This window comes from Bacillus sp. FJAT-42376 (genome assembly GCF_003816055.1).
Lineage (GTDB): Bacteria > Bacillota > Bacilli > Bacillales > Bacillaceae > Metabacillus_B.
On record NZ_CP033906.1, the window covers coordinates 4,161,636 to 4,182,617 of the forward strand.

21 protein-coding genes are annotated in these 20,982 nt (G+C 43.4%); 13 read left to right on the plus strand and 8 right to left on the minus strand.

Annotation, left to right across the window (positions count from 1 at the left end; genetic code table 11):
- The first annotated feature begins 86 nt into the window (after positions 1-86).
- Entirely contained in the window at positions 87-2,927 is a 2,841-nt protein-coding gene (locus CEF21_RS20785; protein ID WP_164462270.1) for an EAL domain-containing protein, read from the plus strand.
- A 45-nt stretch (positions 2,928-2,972) separates the two neighbouring features.
- Here the strand turns inward: CEF21_RS20785 and CEF21_RS20790 are convergent, their stop codons facing one another.
- Complete coding sequence (locus CEF21_RS20790; RefSeq protein WP_123919718.1) at positions 2,973-3,482, minus strand: competence protein ComK; 510 nt, start codon at positions 3,480-3,482, stop codon at positions 2,973-2,975.
- A 271-nt stretch (positions 3,483-3,753) separates the two neighbouring features.
- On the opposite strand from CEF21_RS20790, the gene CEF21_RS20795 reads away from it, so the two are divergent.
- Both CEF21_RS20795 and CEF21_RS20800 read left to right on the plus strand, forming a co-directional pair.
- Positions 3,754-4,650 carry a CPBP family intramembrane glutamic endopeptidase gene (locus CEF21_RS20795; protein ID WP_123919720.1) on the plus strand — a complete coding sequence of 299 codons (897 nt, stop codon included), beginning with the start codon at positions 3,754-3,756 and terminating at the stop codon, positions 4,648-4,650.
- A gap of 508 nt (positions 4,651-5,158) precedes the next feature.
- On the plus strand, positions 5,159-5,785 hold the full coding sequence (locus CEF21_RS20800) for a hypothetical protein (protein ID WP_123919722.1): 627 nt from the start codon (positions 5,159-5,161) through the stop codon (positions 5,783-5,785).
- Positions 5,786-5,796: 11 nt separating this feature from the next.
- On the opposite strand, the gene CEF21_RS20805 is transcribed toward CEF21_RS20800, so the two are convergent.
- From CEF21_RS20805 to CEF21_RS20825, 5 genes are all read right to left on the minus strand, one after another.
- Complete coding sequence (locus tag CEF21_RS20805; protein WP_123919724.1) at positions 5,797-6,636, minus strand: response regulator; 840 nt, start codon at positions 6,634-6,636, stop codon at positions 5,797-5,799.
- Positions 6,633-8,057, minus strand: coding sequence for a sensor histidine kinase (locus tag CEF21_RS20810; protein ID WP_123919726.1), 1,425 nt, complete (start codon positions 8,055-8,057; stop codon positions 6,633-6,635). Before CEF21_RS20810 ends, CEF21_RS20805 begins: the two co-directional genes overlap by 4 nt.
- Positions 8,054-9,052 carry a sugar-binding protein gene (locus CEF21_RS20815; RefSeq protein ID WP_123919728.1) on the minus strand — a complete coding sequence of 333 codons (999 nt, stop codon included), beginning with the start codon at positions 9,050-9,052 and terminating at the stop codon, positions 8,054-8,056. Before CEF21_RS20815 ends, CEF21_RS20810 begins: the two co-directional genes overlap by 4 nt.
- Before the next feature lie 474 nt (positions 9,053-9,526).
- A complete protein-coding gene (locus tag CEF21_RS20820) occupies positions 9,527-9,751 on the minus strand; it encodes a hypothetical protein (protein WP_123919730.1) in 225 nt (74 codons plus the stop codon).
- A gap of 58 nt (positions 9,752-9,809) precedes the next feature.
- Entirely contained in the window at positions 9,810-10,001 is a 192-nt protein-coding gene (locus CEF21_RS20825) for a hypothetical protein (RefSeq protein WP_123919732.1), read from the minus strand.
- A 161-nt stretch (positions 10,002-10,162) separates the two neighbouring features.
- Here CEF21_RS20825 and CEF21_RS20830 point away from each other — a divergent pair, with 161 nt between their 5' ends.
- From CEF21_RS20830 to CEF21_RS20875, 10 genes are all read left to right on the plus strand, one after another.
- Positions 10,163-11,443, plus strand: coding sequence for a GTPase (locus tag CEF21_RS20830; RefSeq protein WP_123919734.1), 1,281 nt, complete (start codon positions 10,163-10,165; stop codon positions 11,441-11,443).
- Between the two features lie 397 nt (positions 11,444-11,840).
- Entirely contained in the window at positions 11,841-12,224 is a 384-nt protein-coding gene (locus tag CEF21_RS20835; RefSeq protein ID WP_123919736.1) for a YwqH-like family protein, read from the plus strand.
- A 15-nt stretch (positions 12,225-12,239) separates the two neighbouring features.
- The gene (locus CEF21_RS20840) at positions 12,240-12,512 is read left to right on the plus strand and encodes a YwqI/YxiC family protein (RefSeq protein ID WP_123919738.1); all 273 of its coding nucleotides are present in this window, start codon (positions 12,240-12,242) and stop codon (positions 12,510-12,512) included.
- A 21-nt stretch (positions 12,513-12,533) separates the two neighbouring features.
- The gene (locus CEF21_RS20845) at positions 12,534-14,090 is read left to right on the plus strand and encodes an LXG domain-containing protein (protein WP_123919740.1); all 1,557 of its coding nucleotides are present in this window, start codon (positions 12,534-12,536) and stop codon (positions 14,088-14,090) included.
- Positions 14,091-14,473: 383 nt separating this feature from the next.
- Positions 14,474-15,289: a hypothetical protein gene (locus CEF21_RS20850; protein ID WP_123919742.1), complete on the plus strand. Its 816-nt coding sequence runs from the start codon at positions 14,474-14,476 to the stop codon at positions 15,287-15,289.
- An 83-nt stretch (positions 15,290-15,372) separates the two neighbouring features.
- Complete coding sequence (locus CEF21_RS20855) at positions 15,373-15,693, plus strand: hypothetical protein (RefSeq protein ID WP_123919744.1); 321 nt, start codon at positions 15,373-15,375, stop codon at positions 15,691-15,693.
- Between the two features lie 19 nt (positions 15,694-15,712).
- Positions 15,713-16,048 (plus strand): hypothetical protein, encoded by a 336-nt coding sequence (locus CEF21_RS20860; protein ID WP_123919746.1) that lies wholly within the window; start codon positions 15,713-15,715, stop codon positions 16,046-16,048.
- A 661-nt stretch (positions 16,049-16,709) separates the two neighbouring features.
- Positions 16,710-17,060 (plus strand): hypothetical protein, encoded by a 351-nt coding sequence (locus CEF21_RS20865; RefSeq protein WP_123919748.1) that lies wholly within the window; start codon positions 16,710-16,712, stop codon positions 17,058-17,060.
- Positions 17,061-17,384: 324 nt separating this feature from the next.
- Positions 17,385-17,834 (plus strand): hypothetical protein, encoded by a 450-nt coding sequence (locus tag CEF21_RS20870; RefSeq protein WP_123919750.1) that lies wholly within the window; start codon positions 17,385-17,387, stop codon positions 17,832-17,834.
- Between the two features lie 17 nt (positions 17,835-17,851).
- Complete coding sequence (locus CEF21_RS20875) at positions 17,852-18,181, plus strand: helix-turn-helix domain-containing protein (RefSeq protein WP_123919753.1); 330 nt, start codon at positions 17,852-17,854, stop codon at positions 18,179-18,181.
- 39 nt (positions 18,182-18,220) lie between these two features.
- On the opposite strand, the gene lepB is transcribed toward CEF21_RS20875, so the two are convergent.
- Positions 18,221-18,721: a signal peptidase I gene (gene lepB / locus CEF21_RS20880; RefSeq protein ID WP_123919755.1), complete on the minus strand. Its 501-nt coding sequence runs from the start codon at positions 18,719-18,721 to the stop codon at positions 18,221-18,223.
- A gap of 104 nt (positions 18,722-18,825) precedes the next feature.
- Positions 18,826-20,742, minus strand: coding sequence for an oligoendopeptidase F (gene pepF, locus CEF21_RS20885; protein WP_123919757.1), 1,917 nt, complete (start codon positions 20,740-20,742; stop codon positions 18,826-18,828).
- Between the last annotated feature and the right edge of the window lie 240 nt (positions 20,743-20,982).

Below are 20,982 nucleotides of genomic sequence, written 5' to 3' on the forward strand. Positions count from 1 at the left end.
GCTTTCTCTAGCGCATAATTCCTAATCCACTTTATAATAAGTAAGCGAACCTTCAAATCCGACAAAATTCTATCATGGTGATCCTATTGACTTCTCAGCGTACATTTAAGCATGCATGGCTTGGCATCCTCCTGTTAACGATGCTTGGCATACTCGGCAACTATTACTCAATCGAAATGTTTTTTGGGATCGATTTTTTATTCGGATCCATCTTTATTTTTATCATTGTCTTTACTTACGGCATCAAACCAGGCATTATTGCCTCTTCCCTCTCCAGTTTCGTAACCTTTTTCCTATGGGGTCATTTTTTTGGGTTCCTCATTTTAACCGCAGAAGTACTTGCCGTCTATTGGCTGAAGCGTAAAAAGGGATTAAACATTATTATATCCGATGCATTATACTGGCTTTTAATCGGGACCCCTATCATTTTTTTGTCCTACTGCGGTCTGCTCGAAACAGAGTGGCTTGACACATCAATCATCAGTCTCAAATATATGGTGAACGGCCTGTTAAATTGCCTGATTTTCTCCATTCTTCATCTCATTTATGAACAGTATGTTATTAAAAAACTAAGACCGAAGCGATTTCAGGAGCTTCTTTTTATTACCTTCGCCTCGGTCTTTCTCATCCCGGCTATGTTCCTCCTTATTTACGAAGGCAATAAGGAATACCGGGAAGTATATGAGGAGGTAAGCCATTCCGCTGTAACGAAGACGAAAATGATTTCCAATTCTTTGACGAGCTGGGAAACCTCTCATAAAGCCGCCTTAAATACTCTTCGGCTTTACGTCGGCCATCGCGAAAGTATGGAAAAGCAGATGCAGGAGCTCGGACGCACGCTTCCTTATATTCAGGATATTTATATCTATAACGAGCGGTATGCATTGGATTATGAATACACGAAAGAAACCGGTCTGGCCTTCTACGATCTGAAAAAATTAAAGATGACCCGGCTGTACCCCTATGTGACAGATGTTTATTTTAATCCTTTTACAAGGCAGCAGCTGACGAGCATTGTCGTTCCTATCCATGAAAAAAATTATTTTGGGTTTGCAGTGGCCACCTACAGAGTGCAGGATTTATTGGGGATGCTTAATAGAATGGATCAGAGAGAGGATACGAGCGTCAGTCTTTACAATAGGCAGATGCTCTCTATGTACCAGCTGAGCCAGGTGAAAAAGAAGCAGCTGACAAATGAGGTCGTGCCATCAAAGCCATTTATGATGAATCCGCTTGAAAACGCGGATGCCAATCCAATGTCACGGTGGAAAGAATCGTATTTGGCTGTAAGAGCCGATATCCCGTACATCCCTTGGCATCCTTTCATACAAGTACAGATTGAGCCGTATCAAAATAAACTTTTTGCCAGCTATATTAAGCTTTTCGGATTGATTTTCATTTTTATCGGTATTTCAATTGCGATTGCCTATTGGCTGAGCAGCACTCTTGTCTCATCCATCCGAAGGCTGTCTTTCATTACCGAACAAATTTCCGCGTCGAAAATAACGGCGCAGAACATTGTCTGGCCGAAAACAGGAATCACCGAAGTTTCCCGGCTGACTAAAAGCTTTGAGCAGCTGATCATTGACTTCAACCGGGTTATGCAGGAGTTAAGAAAAAAGCAAAAAAAGCTCGAATACTTTGCTCATTTTGATGTTTTAACGAATATGCATAACCGGTATTCCTTTACAAAGCATCTTGAAAAGGAGCTGAGGGTCGCCTCCCAATTCAGCCGTCCGGTCGCTCTGATGTTTTGTGACCTGGACCGTTTCAAGCTCATTAATGATTCACTCGGTCATGACACGGGGGATGAATTGCTGAGGGAAATTTCAGTGATCATCCGGGAAGCCTGCGGGAAAAAAGCCATCCTTTGCCGCCACGGCGGAGATGAATTTCTTATTGCCGTCCCTCTAACCGGGGAAGAAACCATTGAGGAAATATCCTTAAAAATCCTTGACGACATTTCAAAACCGATTTCCATCGGTGATAATGAAGTACGTGTTACGTGCAGCATCGGAATCAGTTTGTTTCCGCAGCACGCAGAGGATATTGAAGGCCTCATTTCAACCGCCGATCTGGCCATGTACAGCGCGAAGGAAAAGGGCAAAAACACCTTCCAGCTTTTTAACCCGGAACTGAACAGCAATTTAGCCAGGAGAGTCGCGATTGAAAAGGAACTGCAAAAAGCACTGGATTCAAGCGAGTTCTCGCTCCAATATCAGCCCCAAATTTCCCTGAACACGATGGAAATGACCGGGCTCGAGGCGCTGATTCGCTGGAACAATCCCCGCCTCGGTTCGGTGTCTCCGGCAGAATTCATTCCGATTGCAGAGGAAACCGGCATCATCCGAAAGCTCGGGGAATGGGTCATCGACCAGGCAGCTGCTGATTTGAGAAAGCTGAATGATTTAGGGCTTACGGATATAAATGTTGCGGTCAATATATCCATTAAACAGTTTTACCATGAATCACTCCCTTCCTTTATCATGGAAAAACTCGCAAAACACGATGTCCCTGCCCGCCAGTTTAAAATTGAAATCACAGAGAGTGTGGTCATCGGTCACTTTGAACTCGTTTTAAACCAGCTTCACATCCTCAAAGAAGCAGGCATCCAAATTGCCCTGGATGATTTTGGTACAGGATTCTCTTCATTAAACTATTTGAAGATCCTTCCCATCGACATTGTAAAAATCGACCGCTCCTTTATTAAAGACATCTTGAATAACGAGCAGGATGCCGCCATCGTACAGGCTGTCATCCAGATAGCAGAAAGCAAAAGCCTTACTGTTATTGCAGAAGGAGTGGAAACCACTGAACAATCCTCCTTTCTCCACTCCATCGGCTGTCCCCAGGGACAAGGCTATATCTTCAGCAAACCGAAGCCGCTTGAAGCCATTATCCAGCAGCTTCTTATACAAAAAGGGTGACCGGACGAACCGGTCACCTTTTCATATCCAGACTGCATCCGCCACTCATTTAAATAGAGCAAACCCGTGCAGATACTTATTTTCGATTAAAAATCTCCTTCTTTGCTGAAAAGTCATCGCAAGCTGAGACGTTTTTCCAAGCTTGCTCGTTATGTATTCCTTCAGTAAAGGCACAAACAGCTGCTCTCCATTCGAAAAAACGACGGCCGATTTACTTTTATACGCGCGTACATCTTTAACATGATCAATGGAAAGCCAAATGACCTCATCGCTTTTCGGAGACATGGTGGGAAACATATAAATATCATTAAATTCACATATACATACCGGCAAAAGCTTCTGACCCGCGAGAATTTCACCCGAGGCCTTTAACCGGCCTTTATAGCTGCTCCCATAGAATATGCAGTTTTCCTCAATAATCCGGGTAGCGGATTTGCGGATGATCAGTTTTCCATGCTCTTCATGGATGATGGTATAGACATGGCCATACTCATCCCATTTGGATTCGAGCCCCATTGTTTTTTTAACAATGATGTAACCATTGACTTCCTTCATATAGCTCCCCCTTATTATCTATCTAGAAAAATGGTATGATATGGTTAGGCTTGTATGCCTGACTTCTCTTAACACACTGCCCGCCAGGTATGGAGTGTTAAGAGATTTTTTCCATTTCATCATATTCATTCAGACTCACCTCTCTTCTTTAGAATAAAATAGTAATATTTAACTATTTTTCAATACTTATTATATAGGACAAAATATTCCTTTTTTGTATGTTTATTGTAAATTAAATGTATATTTTTTGTAATGATTAGGAGGAACCACGATGCACGAAACGTATATTCACCCTGCTGCCGGAAAAAATTCATGGAAACGCTACTTATCCTCACTCCTGCTCATCCTTTTATTTGTCATCATTGGAGGAGCCTTTTACGGAATCGGACTTTTGCTCTTCGTCGCGATGGATGGAAACGAACAAACTTACTTTGATACCGGGCTCGGGATGGCTGTGGGGATCTCTCCCTTCATCGATTTTGTCCTGCTTCATGTTATGTACCTCTTCTGGCTGCTCGGAATTTTTATAGCAATAAAATATATTCAAAAGCGGACACTCCGTTCCCTGATTACCGCCCGGGAGCGAGTAGACTGGAGGAGAATATGGTGGGCCTTCGGCATGTTTTTCGGAATCTATGCCATTTTGAATCTGGCAGACTGGCTTATCTTCCGGGAGGGGTTAACGCTCAACGAAGAAACCTCTGTCCCCCAATTTTTAATCCTTCTCGTTCTCGTTCTGTTTTTCACACCGATCCAAACAACGGTGGAAGAACTCTTTTTTAGAGGATTCCTTGTCCAGTGGCTGGGCAAGGGAATCAAAAGCCCGATCATCATCGCGATCATTATCGCGCTGATATTCGGCTCCCTTCATTTCAGCAACCCTGAAATGGGAAGGTCCGCTCTCCTCGTTGGACTGGAATACATAACAGCCGGATTCATGCTTACCTTCATCGCCCTTAAAACGGGATCGGCCGAACTATCCATCGGAGCCCATGCCGCCAACAACATCTTTTTGTTTTTACTAATCTCAGACGAACAATCCGTCGGAGGAAAAATGCCCGCCATCTTCACCATAGGCGAAGTCCAGCCCGGAATCTCCCTCCTCTGGTCCGTCATTTTATTCGGCGTATTTTACTGGCTGAGCGTGCGGCGTTTTAGAGTTAGATAGAAGGAAATCCTCCTGCCGGGATTGGTAGGGGGATTTTTTTTGTGGGGAGAGGGGTGGCTCGTCTACCGATTCACCCAGCGCTTAGTGCTTTCATCAGGCTGGTGCCTGACCCGCACTCGTTTACCACACTAAAGCTCTGGCACCACCCCCGTTAAGCCCTTGTCCCCCAATGGTTTGAAGGCCACTTACTCTGTCCCCATTTGCGGTAAAGCAACAGGGGACTGGCACCGTGCCAGTCCCCACAATCTCTGCCGAACTAAAGCTCTGGCACCATCTTCGCAACTCCTTGCCACGCATGGCTTGCGGGCTTCGTTCCTCTGTCCCCACATGCGGTGAAGCAGAAGGGGTCAGGCGCCTCTTTGAAACTTGTAAACTTATAAACCCGCAAACCCGTACCCCCTGTATCCCCATACAAAGCCCGCCTTCCCATTTTAACCATGCACAGCCCCCTCTTCTCACCCATACGATAACCCATACGAATTCTAGGTAGCTTTGAGGAGGACTGTTTTTGAAGAATGGATTATTCATTTGGATGGGTGTATGTTTTTTATTAAGCGGTTGCGTCATTAACGAGAAACCGAGGGAAGAGAGGCCGGCTGCTGATGAAAAACAGCCTGATCCGGCGCCGCCGGTTCAGGAAAAGCCGCCTGCTGTTGTTCCTGAAGAGCCAGCAGAACCTCCTGTAACGGATGAGCCCGACGCTGTTGTTCCTGATGAACCGGCTGTTCCGGACACCGATGGGGAAAGCCTTCAATATTTAGATGAAGTAGCACCGATGCTGGAACAGCTTTCTGCTGGTCTTTATGCGTTCGGGCAGCTGAATTTAGAGGCGAGCAATGATCCTTCGCTCTTAACAGATTCCGGCTGGGTGAAGGAACTGGCGGATTCTTTGGTTCAGATGCAGGGAGCAAGTGATGATTTGAAGGCACTTGAACCGCCCGCAAGCATGGCTGAGGTCCATCAATTATTTTTGTTGGCAGGGAAAGAAATTGATTATGTGGTGGAGCATTATCCGGGTGCGATTGATACGATGGACCTGGCGGAGATTGAGCAGTGTACGGAGGCCCTGTTGAATACAGGGTTGTATTTAGATAAAGCGTCTGCTCTTCTTGGAGCGTCCTCTCCTTCCTATTAAAAAAGCCAAGTTTACTTGGCTTTTTCCTCATGATAGAACTGGTAGGCCACAGAGTCGTCCGCAGAAATGGATGCCCAGGCAGCCTCCGCCTCGCGGTAGGATTTCCAAAAGTTTTCTATAGATGAAACAGGATACCCGACTCCAGCCCGGCTCCCTTTCAAGGAGAATGTGATCATTCTCGCAAGGCGGAGAGCATCATTTCTTACAACGGATTCCTCTGCCTCTTCCGCTAAAAACAAGATCACCATGTGATCATTCTTTTCTTGTGCGAATACATAAGGAACAGGAGAGTGGCGGTCAAGGACAGGGTGCAGTTCCGTGCCTGTACAGCCGGAAATCACGAGTGAAAATCCTCCTTTTGCATCGGGAAAGTGCTCTAGAAAACGTCGATATTCTACTGCAGTCGCCTGCTTTCGAATCATTCTTTCCGCCAGCTCTCTTTTCATGAGATCCTCTCTCCCGGCTGATCCGCTTGGGTTTCCTTCGATTTCTTTTTTAACCCGGAATAAGGCGGAAATAGTATCTTCTTTTTTGCCGGGCTTTAAAATGAATTCTTTTACGCCTTCTTTCCATGCTTCCTTCGCGTAATCGTCCGAGTCGTAGGCAGAAACCATAATGAACCGGATGAACGGATTGATTTTCCGGATTTGCCGGATGGCTTCCAGGCCGTCCATTCCCGGCATTTTTATATCCATCAGCATGAGATCGGGCTTGAGCTCAGCCGCAAGCTCGACCGCCATTCTTCCGTTTGCCGCTTCCCCGGCTACTTCAAACCCTGTCATGCTTTGCTCAATAAACTTGCGCATTGCTTTTCGTTCAATCATCTCGTCATCCACTATGACAAGCTTCATCCCGCTTCCTCCAATCGGATTCGGATGGTCGTTCCCGCACCCTTTTTCGAATCAATCTGCAGCACATCTTTTCGTTTATAAAAAAGCTCCAGCCTCCGAATGACATTGCGCAGTCCGATACCGGTTGAATGCCCGCTGCTGATTTCATGGGCATGCTCCTGCTGGCTGAAAATCTGCTCCACCTGCGCGTCTGTCATGCCTTCGCCGTTGTCGCTGATCTCAATTACAGGGATCCCTTTTTGCGAGAAAATTCTCAGCGTAATTTCACCGCCATCCTCATTGTTTTCCACACCGTGGATAAACGCATTTTCTACAAGCGGCTGCAGGGTCAAACTTGGGATTAAGCTTTCCAGGCAGTTCTCATCAATCTCCGTCTTAAACGTAATCCGGTCCGCAAACCTTGTTTTTTGAATATAAAAATACTCCTGAACGACACTTGCTTCTTCGGAAAGCGTCACCGTTTTATTCAAATCACCAAGACTGTACCGGAGCAGCTTCGATACCGATTCCATCAGCCTGCTTGTCACCGCTGCATCCTCCAGGTAAGCCATCCTTGTAATGGTGTTGAGTGTATTAAACAGGAAATGGGGATTGATCTGATTTTGCAAATGCTTGAGCTCCAGCTCCTTCAGCAGCTGATCGAGCTCTGATTTCTCCTCTATTTCCTCAATGAGCCGCTTCAAGTTATTCTTCATATAATTGAACGACTCCCCCAGAACACTGATTTCATCGTTGGATGTAAAAGCGATGGTTGGCCCCTCAAACCGGCCAGAAGCAATTTCTTTCGCTGCATCCGACAGCTGGCGGATCGGTCGGGTTACTCCCCTTGAGAAAAAAAGAGCAAGCAGCAGCGCCAAAAGGAGTGTTGATGTAAACAAGCTGATTGTAAACCACTGAAACGCCTGATTCCGCTTTTCCATATCCTGATAAAAGGCCCGGTATTCCGAAAGCTCCATGTTGAGCAAAGTAAGCGTTGATTCCTGGATATAGGAAGAAATATTGCGGACTTCCTTTAAATGAAGCAAATAGTCATCGATCTGACTCGTCTTCACTTCCTCTATGGTTGAATCACTCTCTGTCAGAAGACTCTGCATCATGTTCCGGTAATTATGAAGCTGGGAATCGCCTACGCCGCCGGGCTTTTCCGTCTCAAGCTTCTTCATATTCCGGCTGAAATCCCGCTTTAATTGGTCATATTCCCTTACAAACTTCCCGTCTTTTTCGACTGCAAACCCATTGATTTTTTCATAAATCGAGTTTGCCTGCTGGGACACTTCATTAAAAAGGAGAAACCCCTGAAAGCTCTGATGATATTCGGATACAATCCGATTGCTGCTGAAATAAATGGAAAAGGTTACGATGTTAAACAGGGCCACAAAAACGGAAAAGTAAATGAGCAGCTTCGTGCGGATCGATTTCATCTCTGCTGTCCCTCCTCCGGCTTAGATGGAATAAGCGGCAGATTTCCTTTGCGGATCACTTCCGTATCGGTATGCTGAATCGATTTCGGCTCCTCCCCTTTTTTCAGCTGAAGCAGCGTTTCCACCCCTTTGTACCCCATCTGGTATGGATACTGAACAACCGTCGCCTTAATCGTGCCTTTTTCCATATATTTGAGCGTTTCCGGGAGGGTATCAAAGCCGATGATATAAATCTTTTTATTCAAATATTCCGTCACCTGGGCGATGCCGATTCCATCCAGCGCACTCGTCCCGTACAGTGCACTCAAATTCGGATACTCCTGAAAAAAATCGTAGGCCGCCTTTACCGCTCCTGCTTTCGTAATACTCGATTCCTTCTTAGCCGCGACCTTAATCCGCGGTTCAGATTTAATGGCATCTAAAAAACCCTGTACACGGAGCTTTTGATTGGAAGCTTCAAATCGGCCGGTGATGACCCCCACGGTCTGCGGACCTTTCGTATCCGCGATCAGCGCCTTCCCCGCAAGTATCCCTGCATAATAATTATCCGTTCCAATATAGGCCTCCCGCTCACTGTTCGGGGCATCTGTATCAATCGTCACAACCGGAATGCCCTTCTCTACCGCCTTATTGAGAAGCGGGGTAAACTTCTGATCAACAATCCCCTGTGTCATCAGTCCATCCACCTGCCCGGCAATCGCCATATCAATCGTCTTCAAATGTTCATCTATATTCGCCTGCTTCGGACCGAGGTACTCAAGAAACACCCCATGATCCTTCGCCGCATCCTGGGCCCCTTCATGTACTAGACCCCAATATTCGTTATCGAGTTCTTCCGGTATCAGCACAAAATGATAGCTTGGCCGCGCTTCTTTTTTCCCCGCCACCGCCTCTGTCACATGAAACGTTTCCTTCCCAAAATAAATTGTCATAAAAGCCATCGCCGTAAAAATCAAAATGGCCGTAACATAGAGAAACCGTTTGAGGTACACCATAGATGTTCTCCTTGTAAGCGTTTTAATTCTATTGTAGGAGAATTGGCGGAGGTTGGGAAGAGGAAGTTTTAGTTTGGAGAGGGAAGTTGGGTTTTGCACTGACCCCCGCTCTGATAAAGCACTAAAGCTCCGTCCCCCTCTCTCAGCACCCATTGCCTTACAAGAAGGGACGCGTTTTCTGCTCTGGCCCCCAGTGCGGTGATGTGATGGGGGTCAGTGCAATGCACTGACCCCCACTCTGATAAAGCACTAAAGCTCCGTCCCCCTCTCCCAGCATCCTTTTCCTTACAAGGGGGACGCGTTTTCTGCTCTGCCCCCCAGTGCGGTGATGCGGCAGGGGTCAGTGCAAACCAGCCCAAACCAATGCAAACTACCAAAACCACTGCAAACCTACCAAAACCACTGCAAACCAGCCCAAACCAATCCAAACCAATCCAAACCAACAAAAAAAGAAGGGTTCCCCCTTCCTTCTCATCATCTGCTTCCGGCAGCATTTCTTTTCATTTTTATAATGGAATAGCTAGTGATGGCGGTACCAATTGCAGAGGCAAAGCCAGCGTAGATGTAGCCGATTTGGGCCGTTCCTGCCTGCAGCTGGAGGGTCAGGTAGTAGCCGAAAAAGACGATGATCCCTAAAATGGATACGTTACGGACTAGTTTTAAATAAGATATATAGGATGATCGGTCAAAGTTAAACATTGTAAATACCCCTCTTTTAAATAATCTGTAAGAGGAATATTACCCGTTTTAACAGATCCTAAACATCGCTTTCGCTTTTCCTTGCGTTTCGGCGGGATTTCCATTTGTTTAATAGGATGATGACGACCACAAAGTAGATGCCGCTCGCCACAAGGAGGGCAGTTGTGTCGGTTCCGAACAGTTTGTAAAGGATGGGTCCGCCGCAGACAGCTGCGATGAGATACCACATCCAGAAGGATAGGTTATTCATGGGGGCCTCCCGTTTTTTCTTCTATTATAAAGGTTTCATTTGCGGGTAGCCAGATGCCTCTTTAATGAGCTGCGGGAAATTTGTCTGATTTTGCAGGAAAAAGATATAGTAACAATACATTTTTACGGGTATAGATAAACATGACCAAAAGGAGGGCGTAAATGGTGGGTAAATCCGGAGATGATATACAGTGGAGTGATGTACTGTCGCGGCTTCAGGATGAATTGAGTGAACTAAATGATGAATTCAACCGGAATTTTATTAAGCCAAACATTGTCCTGTCCGGAAAAACCGGCGTTGGGAAGAGTACCCTCATTAATTCGGTTTTCGGTTTTGATGAGGCAGAAACCGGTGTAGGAAAGCCTGTTTCCAAGGCGATCATAGAGTACAGGATTCCGGAGGCTCCCGTTCACTTGTTTGATACGAAAGGGATGGAGCTTGATTTGGAGCAGCGGGAAATTTCGAGGAAACAAATTGTCAGTGAAATCCGCAAGCGGGCCTCTTCAACAGATGCAGCCGACCACCTGCACATTATGTGGTATTGCATCTCAAATGAGAGCAGGCGCCTCGAAAACACAGAAATCGAATGGATCCGCAGTTTTTCTGAATATATGCCGGTCGTGATCGTTTTGACCCAGACGTTTGACCAGAATGAATCCTTTCTGAAGTTTATTAAGGAAGAACTTCCTCACCTTCCGATTTGCCGTGTGCTGGCAAAGGAGAAAGTCATGCTTGGAGAAGTAAAAATTCCGCCTCACGGGCTGACGAATTTGATTGATGTCACACTCGACATCATTCCGGAAGCCACAAGAAGAGCCTTTACAGCCGCGCAGAAAATTGAAGTGGAAAGGAAAATCGATTCAGCAAAAAAGCTGATCCAGGAGCGTCTCGACTCCAGCAGCCCCGTGAGCTATAAAAATCTTGCTCATGCGGCAGAGGCTTTTCCGATCGGCATGGATGTGATGGGCAGAAGCGCCGTTTATCTCTACATGGCAAGAGACATCATGACAGTCATGGGAATTCCGGTAAACCGAAATTTCCTCCGATTCGCAAAAGAAGCGAGACCGCTCCTGCAATCCATCCTCCTTCCGTTTATAGCCGCTGAAGGCGGGCGGACACTCGGCAAGGCGGCCATTAAATACGGAACGAAACAGCTAAGCAAGGAAGGCGCCTCTACTCTTGCCAAGCTCGCCGGGAAAACCATCGGAAAAACCAACCTCCTGCTTTCACCGGTTATCGGTCTTGTAGCAGGAAGCTTCAACCGGAAAATAACAGAAGCCATCGCCAACTCCTTTATCAACACATGCGCGGACTTTTTAAGACAGGAAATCAGCTACAAAGATTATTCCACTACAGAAATTATGGAGAAACTATCTCAAGGAATGAAGGTACAGATGAGTGAGAATAAGGAGAAAATCGAGGAACTCGCGGTGAAGAGCTGATCCGGCTGTGTCGGGTTTTATCCTATTAAACCGAATCGCGAATATATGGCGATTTTCGATTATATATCGTCAATTTCGATAATAAACTGTTTCATTTCGCAAAAAACCAGTTTCATTTCGATAATAAAATAAATTGCCCTCCCTAAGCAGACTGCCTGTTTCCCGCAGCCTGCTTTTTTTCATGCTTCTCGACACAGAGTTATAGAAATTACTGGTTAATGTTTGAATATTATGGGTAAAAATACTAAATACGACCCAAATCAGTTCAAAAGGCTTAGCTTTATTCACCAATATAAGGGAAATTGCCCATTTAACCTAATTTATCCCATTGTTTAATATAGAAGAATACGTACATTTTTGACGAATGATCAAGATTTTTAAGGAGGCTTCATGAACGATGTCAGCCTATTTATCCTATCTTTATGAACAATTGAGAAAAAAAGAAGAGGAGCTCGAGAAACTGGAAGCAGCGAAACCAAAGCTTGAGGGGATCCAGCAGGAATTTAAAGCTAAAATAACGATGTGCAAGGACCCCGAGCTGACAGCTGACACTTTTAAGGGAGAGCACGCAACGGACTTTGACAAGATCCGAACCGAATTAAAAGAAGAATACAAGGATCTATTCGACGGACAGCTTGAGGATGTCCTCAATCAGATTGAGCGCCGAATAGAAGAAATAAAAGAAGAGATTAAGAGTTTAAAAGAACAAATCGCTGCAGAAGAAGCAAGACTCGCTGCTGAGGCAAAAGCAGCAGCTGATGCAGCAGCGAAAGCGAACTAGAAAGGAGTCCGTACAATGAGTGAACAAATTAACATAGATATAGCAGAAGTAAATAAAGTCACCGATCAGCTTCAGTCGTCCTCTCAAGCCTTTACCTCCTCCCTGCCAAGCGACTTTGCAAGCGGAAATGAACTGGATGCCGTCAAAAAAATCAATGAGCTGAACAAAGCACTTCAAGACGCAGCAGATCAATACAAAGCCCTTCTCCTGAAAAATGTTCAGGCAACAAAAGAATCCATCCAATCAATGAAGGAAACCGACGAGGAAGTTGGCGCTTCCTTCAAATAAAGAAAGGAGCATTCCTAAGCAATGAAAACTCTTGACGTTGAATCACTGAGCCAAGGTATTAAAACAGCACTGGCAGAAATTAAATCACAAAAAGAGCAGCTGAAGAAAGTAGAGGAGGATGTCAAATCCATCGAAAACCTCTATACTTTTACTGGTAAAGGCGCCCAGGCAATCCGTTCTTTTTATGGAGAAACGCATAAGCCCCTTCTCGCTTACTATGATTTCTTATTTGAGAACTACGAGCGGGTACTTAAAAAAATGAAAGAAGATCTTGAGACACTTGAACCTGAAAAAAGCGGTATGATTAAACAAAGTTTTCTGGAAGGTGAACTCACAACCGGTTTAAACGAAACGAAAAACTACACCTCCGATCTGACCGGCGAAGCGAACGGAATCATCGATACCATTAAATCCATCGCATCGGTAAGTAACCTTGACGACAGCGGTGTAGCTGGTAAAGTAAGTGATGCAAAGAAAGACATGGACGATACAATCAAGCAGCTAACCGAGTTTGACCAAACACAAACGTCCGAGCTCACGACGGTAGATCAGGACGTGCAGAAATTAAAGTCCTATGTAAGCGAAATCTCCGGTATGTATGAAAGCGGGAAATTGTCGGTTGGGGGGTATATGCCGGGGCAGCTGTCTGATGTTGGTAGTCACAAAAGTTTGAAGAATGACTTGTTAATTAAACGGTTTATGAATGTAGGAGATACTGCACTAAATTCATTGGGAGATGTTGGGGAAAAGTTAGGGGTTGCAGATACACTACTAATCTCCTCTCAGTTCGTATCAGGAGTTCCAGCATATTTAGTGGGCTCAAAAATTAGAATTCATTATAAAGGCGGGGTTAAGCCGCGGTTCTGGAATCGCGTAAAAGGAAATTATAAATTCACCGTTAGAGTAGATCCTTCTTGGACTACTAAAGGAAGGCATTCCAATTTTGCAGCTAAATGGCTTAAAAACTTCTCGAAATCACAGCCCACCAATCCTGTAATCAAGATGGCTCATAAATTTGTTAATTCTTATACAAGCCCTGCTCATTTAGTAAAACATGCAGCCGGATTTCCTAAAAACTTCAACGGCTGGCTGGATGGCAAAAAATTCATGGATGGGTTTGGAAGCAGAATTGAAACCGGCGTCAAAGATGTAGCCAAAAGGGCTGCAGATGCAAAGGGACTTTTAAAACTAGGAAAAGGTGTACCAATTGCATCGCAAGTTATTTCCATAGCTGGGAACGCAGGTGAATTTTTTAGTGCTGAAAATAAAAACAAAACAGTCGGAGAAAAAACTGGAAGAGCATTTGCTGGATTTGCTACAGACTTAGCTGCAATCAGCGGCGGTGCTAAAATTGGAGCAATTGCAGGAACTGCTATTGGAGGTCCGGTCGGTACAGTTGTAGGAGGGGCCATTGGCGGATTAGCTGGAGGCGTAGTAAGTGTCGTAGCTGGAGACAAAATTAAAGATGTTGGAGAAAAAGTTGGAGGAGTTGTCGAAAAAGGCGTTAAAAAGGTCGGTAAAGTAACTGAAAAAGCCATTTCTGATACATTTAAATCTGTAAAAGGGTGGTTCAACTAATTATCTATAGTCTAAGGAGCCTGCATAATGCAATCAACGATAGAAATAATCCAGGTCATTGTTCTAATACTTTTAGTCAGTCAGAACGCATATGCCTTCACCTTAATCATTATGGGAAATATACTCCTAGAATATTATCAATGGGGAATTTTCGAGAACCCAAAGCATTGGTTTCCTAAAACAACAAATTTTATTTTAAGATTCCTTTTTGGAATTGGCCCCTATTTTTACAAAAAACTTCATAATCAAGAACGATCATGGTTTTCCAGGAAAGCACTATACTTAGGCTGGTATCTATTGTTCTCAGTAGTCTGTATACTATTCTACTCAATTATTAGTACGATTCTTAATTTATTTATCTAACTCGAAGGAGGAGTTTAGCAGTGAACCATCAAATATCCTGTACTACTGAAGAATTGGCTGTACTCGTCTCAGTATGCGGTTATCACGAATTTGCTAAAGGAATTGCTGTTGGTTCATATGGAGACCGTACTGAAGAAGATTGGAACTTAGTTTTTCAAATCACAATTCCCCACTTAATACTTAAACAAATATGGGATGAACGAAAAGACGAAGAAGGGGAATTCCCCTTAAATGACAACATGCAGAGTTTTATTAAATCGTATGTAGAGTCTAAAAGGATGATTCGCTGTTCGGATGCGCCAAATATGAGTGCGTTCTTGTTCCATAAAGTAACTGATAACGGCTGGCTGGCACATACTATCTACAAAGACATCATCCACGAATTTTCATATGTAGAAACAGAAGAAATTCCAAAAATCATCAAAAATTACTATTCTTTTGAAATAAGCAGCGAATTTTCTAATCATGAATTTTGTCTGAGCGATGAAGATTTCGATACACTCAGCAAATATGAAAACGCTAATCAAGTAATAGCCAAATACGAGACCGATACTCTTCAACGTGAAAGCTTCGAGAAATTTATTCATGATCTTAAAGAAAACAACTGGTCTTTATTTAACATCTCAAATTTCGCTTTATCAGATAAGGAAGAAGACACATACCTTGAAAACATTGTATTCTTCCTCCCTTCCACTAACGGAGTTTGGGTCGCTGAATATACAGATAATCCAGTAACACCCGTCTCTGTCCGATTGAACCCTGCGGATGAATGGTATCAAGTGATTAACGGAGTGGGGTTTGTTGCTGCATCATCATCTGCATCATCATCTTCATAAAAAACTGCAGGAGCATTCCTGCAGTTTTCTATTTTCACCTGTGCTTAATCCTGAAGATTAATAACGGTAAAGGAGATCATTTGATGTTTCTTGCAGCAGAATTTTTAAAAAACACCATTCTTATCCTCTCCATTATTCAATGTACCTTTGCTGCATGTATCGTTATAATGGGCGACACAATCCACGACCAATTCGAAGATGGACTCTTTGCAAATGGGAAGAATCTCTTTACGAAAATATGGAATTTCATAGCATATGCTTTGTTTGGTTTAGGCCCATTTATTTACAAAAAGAAAGCAAAGCATCGCAATTGGCTGGTCAAAAGAATGGTGATGGGTTTATGGGTCCTGATGTTAATCTTAATGGCGGGTATTATTAATATATTGATAAGCTCTTTTGTATAAAACGGTAAAGGAGCAACAAATGATTTCCAACAGCCTCATCAAAATTATAGAATTATCTATGCTAGCCGTTTTAGCTGGTCAGTTTGGCTATGCCTTTGCCATTCTCATTTTAGGAAAAGCGCAAGTCGAATATTTTGAATCAGGGATCTTTAATCACAGTAACAATATATTCCATAAGATTATAAATTTTATATTGTATTCGATTGTTGGCCTCGGTCCATTTCTTTATTATAAAAGCCAGAAAGACTCCTGGATTCTATCTAAATTCCTTTATATTCTTTATTTCATCATTGCTGGAATCGTCGCCATTATCCTATTTAATGCTGTCAGCCAAACTCTTAAATTTTTCAGCTGAAGAAGTATTCTTCTATGGAATCATTAACAGAGATATTGAAAATTTGTATAGCGATGATTCTCACAGCTCAATGTTCCTACTGTTTTTCATTGCTGCTGATTGGAAACACGCTTCTTGAGTATTTTGAGTGGGGCATTTTTGAAAAACCTAAGCATTGGGTTCCAAAAACAACGAATTTTCTACTGAGGGGAATGTTCGGATTAGGCCCCTTTCTTTACAAGAGGCTGCAGCATCATTCCTGGTATATAAGAAGACTTATTTTTATGATGTGGACCAGTTTAATTGTTTCGGGCAGTTTATTTAACAGGGCAACTATAAAAGAAGGAGTCTGCAATGATCCTAATGACGTTCATCCTCATCCTCCTAGTCAGTCAAAACGCATACGCTTTTACCTTAATTATTATGGGAAATACACTTTTAGACTATTATGAATGGGGCATCTTTGAAAATCCAAAACACTGGTTCCCCAAACTAACCAACTTCGTTTTAAAATTTCTTTTTGGAATGGGTCCTTATTTTTATAAGAAATTTCACCAGCAAGACCATTCCTGGCTAATGAGAAAAGCATTATACATAGGCTGGTATCTTTTGTTTTCTGTTATTTGCATTGTATTTTATTCCGTTCTAAATTTAATTCTTTAATAAGGGTTAGGAGGATTCTATGCTCGCTGAATTAATAGCTAATGCCATAAAAAACACTGTTCTCATCCTCTTAACCGTACAATGCACCTATGCGGCATGCTTCATTATTATGGGGGATACCCTTTTCGAACAGTATGAAAATGGATTATTTACGAATGCTGCGAACATCTTTACGAAGACATGGAATTTCATCGTTGTTGGGTTATTAGGGGCAGCACCCTATCTCTACAAGAGAAAGGTCCTGAAGTACAACTGGTTTGTAAAGAGGATTTTGTTCTCCTTGTGGGTTTTACTCATGATTCTTGCTGCTGTGATTATCTATTTTACCGTCAGCAGTTTCCTGGATTTACTTCAAAAAGGGATGGGATAGAGATGCAAATGATTGGGATGGCAGCGGGTATTTTAGGGTTAATGGCTCTCTTTAATTTCCTATACAGCTTCCTTTTTTTAATCAGCAGGCGTTTAGGATGTGGAATTTATGAATGGTTCACAGAAAACGTAAGCTTTTTGGAGTTCCTCGCCCTTTTGCCGGGCCTTCTTATCTTTTTTCTTCCCATATTTATGATCATCGGAACTGGTGGGTCTCCCGTTTATCTATTATTGGTTTTATGATCGTTCTTTTCCTTCTCATGGTGATTTTTTATATTATTTATGTAAAACTGGCTCTTACTATTTAGAATAGGGTGAGAACGTTTTGAACGAACTGCTGGGTAAATCTTTATTTTTTATAGGATTCCTTCTCATTGTTCACTTTTTATACAGTCTATTGTTTCTTTTAAGCAAACGGGCTGGAACGGAATTGTTCAAATGGCTAACAATGGACAGCTGTTTATTGGAGCTGCTCTCGCTGCCCCTATTCACTCCGCCTTATACGATTGCTTCCAAATTGTATGAGCAATTTAACTGCTTGCTGCCAGGCTTGTCATTTTTCTCTATTCCATTCTGCTATTGTGTTTGGCCATCATTTGCTTTGCAGTTGGTGCACCTTAAGCAGGCTGCTAAATGGTTAATACAGGATAAAGGACTAAGAACCTATACGTTAGCCCATTCTGTCTATACCTGCAAAATTTGTCGAGCAAAATCTGTCGAAATCGTTCTTTTTATAGGAAATTCTCATTCGTTATATGGTATGATTGAACCATAGAAGGGAATGAGACCCAAATGATTGGTGAACGAATCCGTCAATACCGTGTACAGCACAATCTTTCATTAACAGAGTTAGCGAACCGTGCAGGTGTGGCTAAATCTTATTTAAGTTCTATTGAACGCAACCTTCAATCCAACCCTTCCATTTTGTTCTTAGAAAAGGTCTCCGCTGTTTTAGGCGAACCTGTTCATTCCTTTATAAATCAGAAGGAAGAGCCAAGCCGAAAAAACCTGGATTCCGAGTGGTCTAAGCTTGTCAAAGAAGCGATGGATTCCGGCGTATCGAAAGAACAGTTTAGAGAGTTTCTCGAATTTAATAAGTGGAAAAAAAATAGTACACATTAAGAAACAGTCTGCTGCAAACCAGCCAGACTGTTTTTTATCTTAAAAGGGAAGAACCGCTAATACTTTCCCTTTCATTTCTTTTTCAGAAAAGGTTCCAATCTCAGGCATACGGCTGTCTATACTTACCTCACGGTTATCTCCAACAAGAAAATATTGTTCTGGCGGGAGCGTGATTTCTTTCATGTCACTTGAGAGGGATGACGGTTTGTCAATGGCTTTCCCGTTCACATAAGTAACCCCCTGCTCTATAGCCACCGTGTCATTCGGACCTGCAATAATTCGCTTAATAAAGTTTTGACCCGGTTTATATTCAGCAAGGACACTGTCCCCTTTTTTCGGTGTATAAAGGATATGGGTTACTAACAGTTTATCACCGCTGGATATGGAAGGCTCCATAGCATTTCCTGAATGGACTTGTACGCTTAAGCCGAATGTAAATAAACAGGCTATGGCAGTCAAAACCAAAAGAGCGGCAGCAAAAAGGATCCAGCCTTTTGCCTGGCTTTTCTTTCGCTGGACAGCCGCGGTTTCCATGTTCATTATAATCCCCCTTATGTATAAATGGTTTATTTTTACATACCCTTCCACATGATTTTGTACTCATCAAAAAAAGCGATTCTCCTAATTGGAGAACCGCCCCTTTTTTACTTCTCGTTCATCAATTTTTCCATTTCATTCAGCGTTTCTTCAAATACTTGCATCGCCTGGTCGATTGGCTTGGATGTGGACATATCCACTCCTGCGCCTTTCAGGATGCTAATCGGGTCTGTTGAGCCGCCTGCAGCAAGGAACCCTTTCACACGGTTAACTGCCGGTGCACCTTCATCTGTGATTTGCTTGGACAGAGCCGTTGAAGCCGCAAAGCTTGTTGCATATTGGTATACGTAGAAATTGTAGTTATAGAAATGCGGAATGCGCGCCCATTCCATTGGGATTTCTTCATCGGCAGCCATTGCTTTGCCGTAATACTTCTGGTTGATCTCCCCGTATACCTTTTTGAAGGTTTCCGCATTGAGCGCCTCGCCTTTTTGATCGAGTTCATGGATCTTTTTCTCGAACTCAGCAAACTGCGTTTGACGGAAAAGCGTGGTACGGAAGTTTTCCAGACGCTGGTTCAGCAAGAACAGTTTTTCCTCTTTTGTTTTTGCATTTTTGTATTCACTGTTCCACAGCAGCGCTTCGTTTAAAGTGGAAGCCACTTCAGCCGTGAACGTTGCATAGTTGGAATTCAGGTAGTTTTGCTTTTTGCTGGACATGTAGGAGTTCACTGCATGGCCGAGTTCATGAGCGATGGTTGAAACGTCATCCTTTGTCCCCTGGTAATTCAAAAGAAGGTACGGATGCTTATCATAGGAGCCCCACTGGTAAGCCCCTGTCGCTTTGTCATCTGTGGAATACACATCCACCCAGCGCTCATCAAATGCTTTTTTCAGGACATTCAGGTAATCGTCGCCCATCGGTTTCAGCCCGTCGAGCACCATTCCTTTTGCATCTTCATACGGAATGTACGTATCATCCGCATCGACAATTGGAGTGTAGATATCATACATATGAAGCTCATCGACATTCAGCATTTTCTTCTTCAATTCCATGTAGCGGTGCATAAGCGGCAAGCCTTTGTTTACGGAAGAAATAAGCTGATCATATACTTTTGATGGCACATTGTTCGGAGTAACCGCCGCTTCAAGAGCGGATTTATAATGTCTGACTTCAGCTCCGATATTATGGCCTTTTACCTGCGCAGCAAGCGTCTGTGAGAATGAATCCTGGAATTTTCCAAGGGTTTGATAGTACGCTTCATATGCTTGCTTACGAACATTGCGATCCTTGCTTTCCATATAGGAAATGAAGTTGGAGCGCGTTAATTGCACGTCTTTTCCACTAGAATCTTTAATCATCGGGAATTTTACATCTTTCGCAAGCATCGCGTAGACGTTCGTTCCTGTGTCACTTAGAGGCGAAACCTTTGCCAGCAGCTCTTCCTCTTCCTTTGTAAGGGTATGGGCTTTTGTCCGGACCATATCCTTCAAGAAATATTTATACGGCGCAACCGTTTTATTGCGCAGGATTTTCTCCATTGTTTTTGTCGGGATGCTTGTGATCTCCGGTTTCAGCCAGGCTGTATTCCCCGAGATTTTAGCAGACATCTTTTCGGCACGGTCTGTGAGAGCCTGAAGATCGGAATTGGACTGATTCACATCAAACGAAAGATTTGCATACACATAAGCTCTGTCTGAAATGGTAGACAGCGCAGAATAATCCTTCAGCGCATTAGCCAGCGTCACAACGTTCTTGCCGATCTTTCCGCCCTGATAGTCTTTCTTGAATTTAGCAGACAGATCCTCTGCTTTTTTCACATCCGCTTCCCATGCAGCCTTAGACTTATACATATCTTCCAAATTCCATTTATATTGAACAGGAATCTCTTCACGGGTTTTGTAATCCGGCTTCCCCTTTGTTTCTTCCGCATGCGCAACCGGCGTGCTCAAAACGTTGTACGGTACTACCGCAGATACGGCGATCGCCGCTGCTGCCACTGTTGTCAAAACGTGTTTCTTCATTTGTATAGCCCCTCCATATTATGTATATTTTTCTATAACACACCTATAATTCTCCAATAATTTTGTATTTTCCTTCTTTTCTGACAAAATTTATTTTTTCAGGTTACGGTTAGGGTATGCAGGTTGGGGCGGAATTATGAGAGAAGCGGTTGGCATGTAGAGTTTAAGCTTGTAAATTGCACTGGGATTGCAGGGTTTCAAGCTTTGTAGCAATGATTTATTGGGGTTTGCACTGACCCC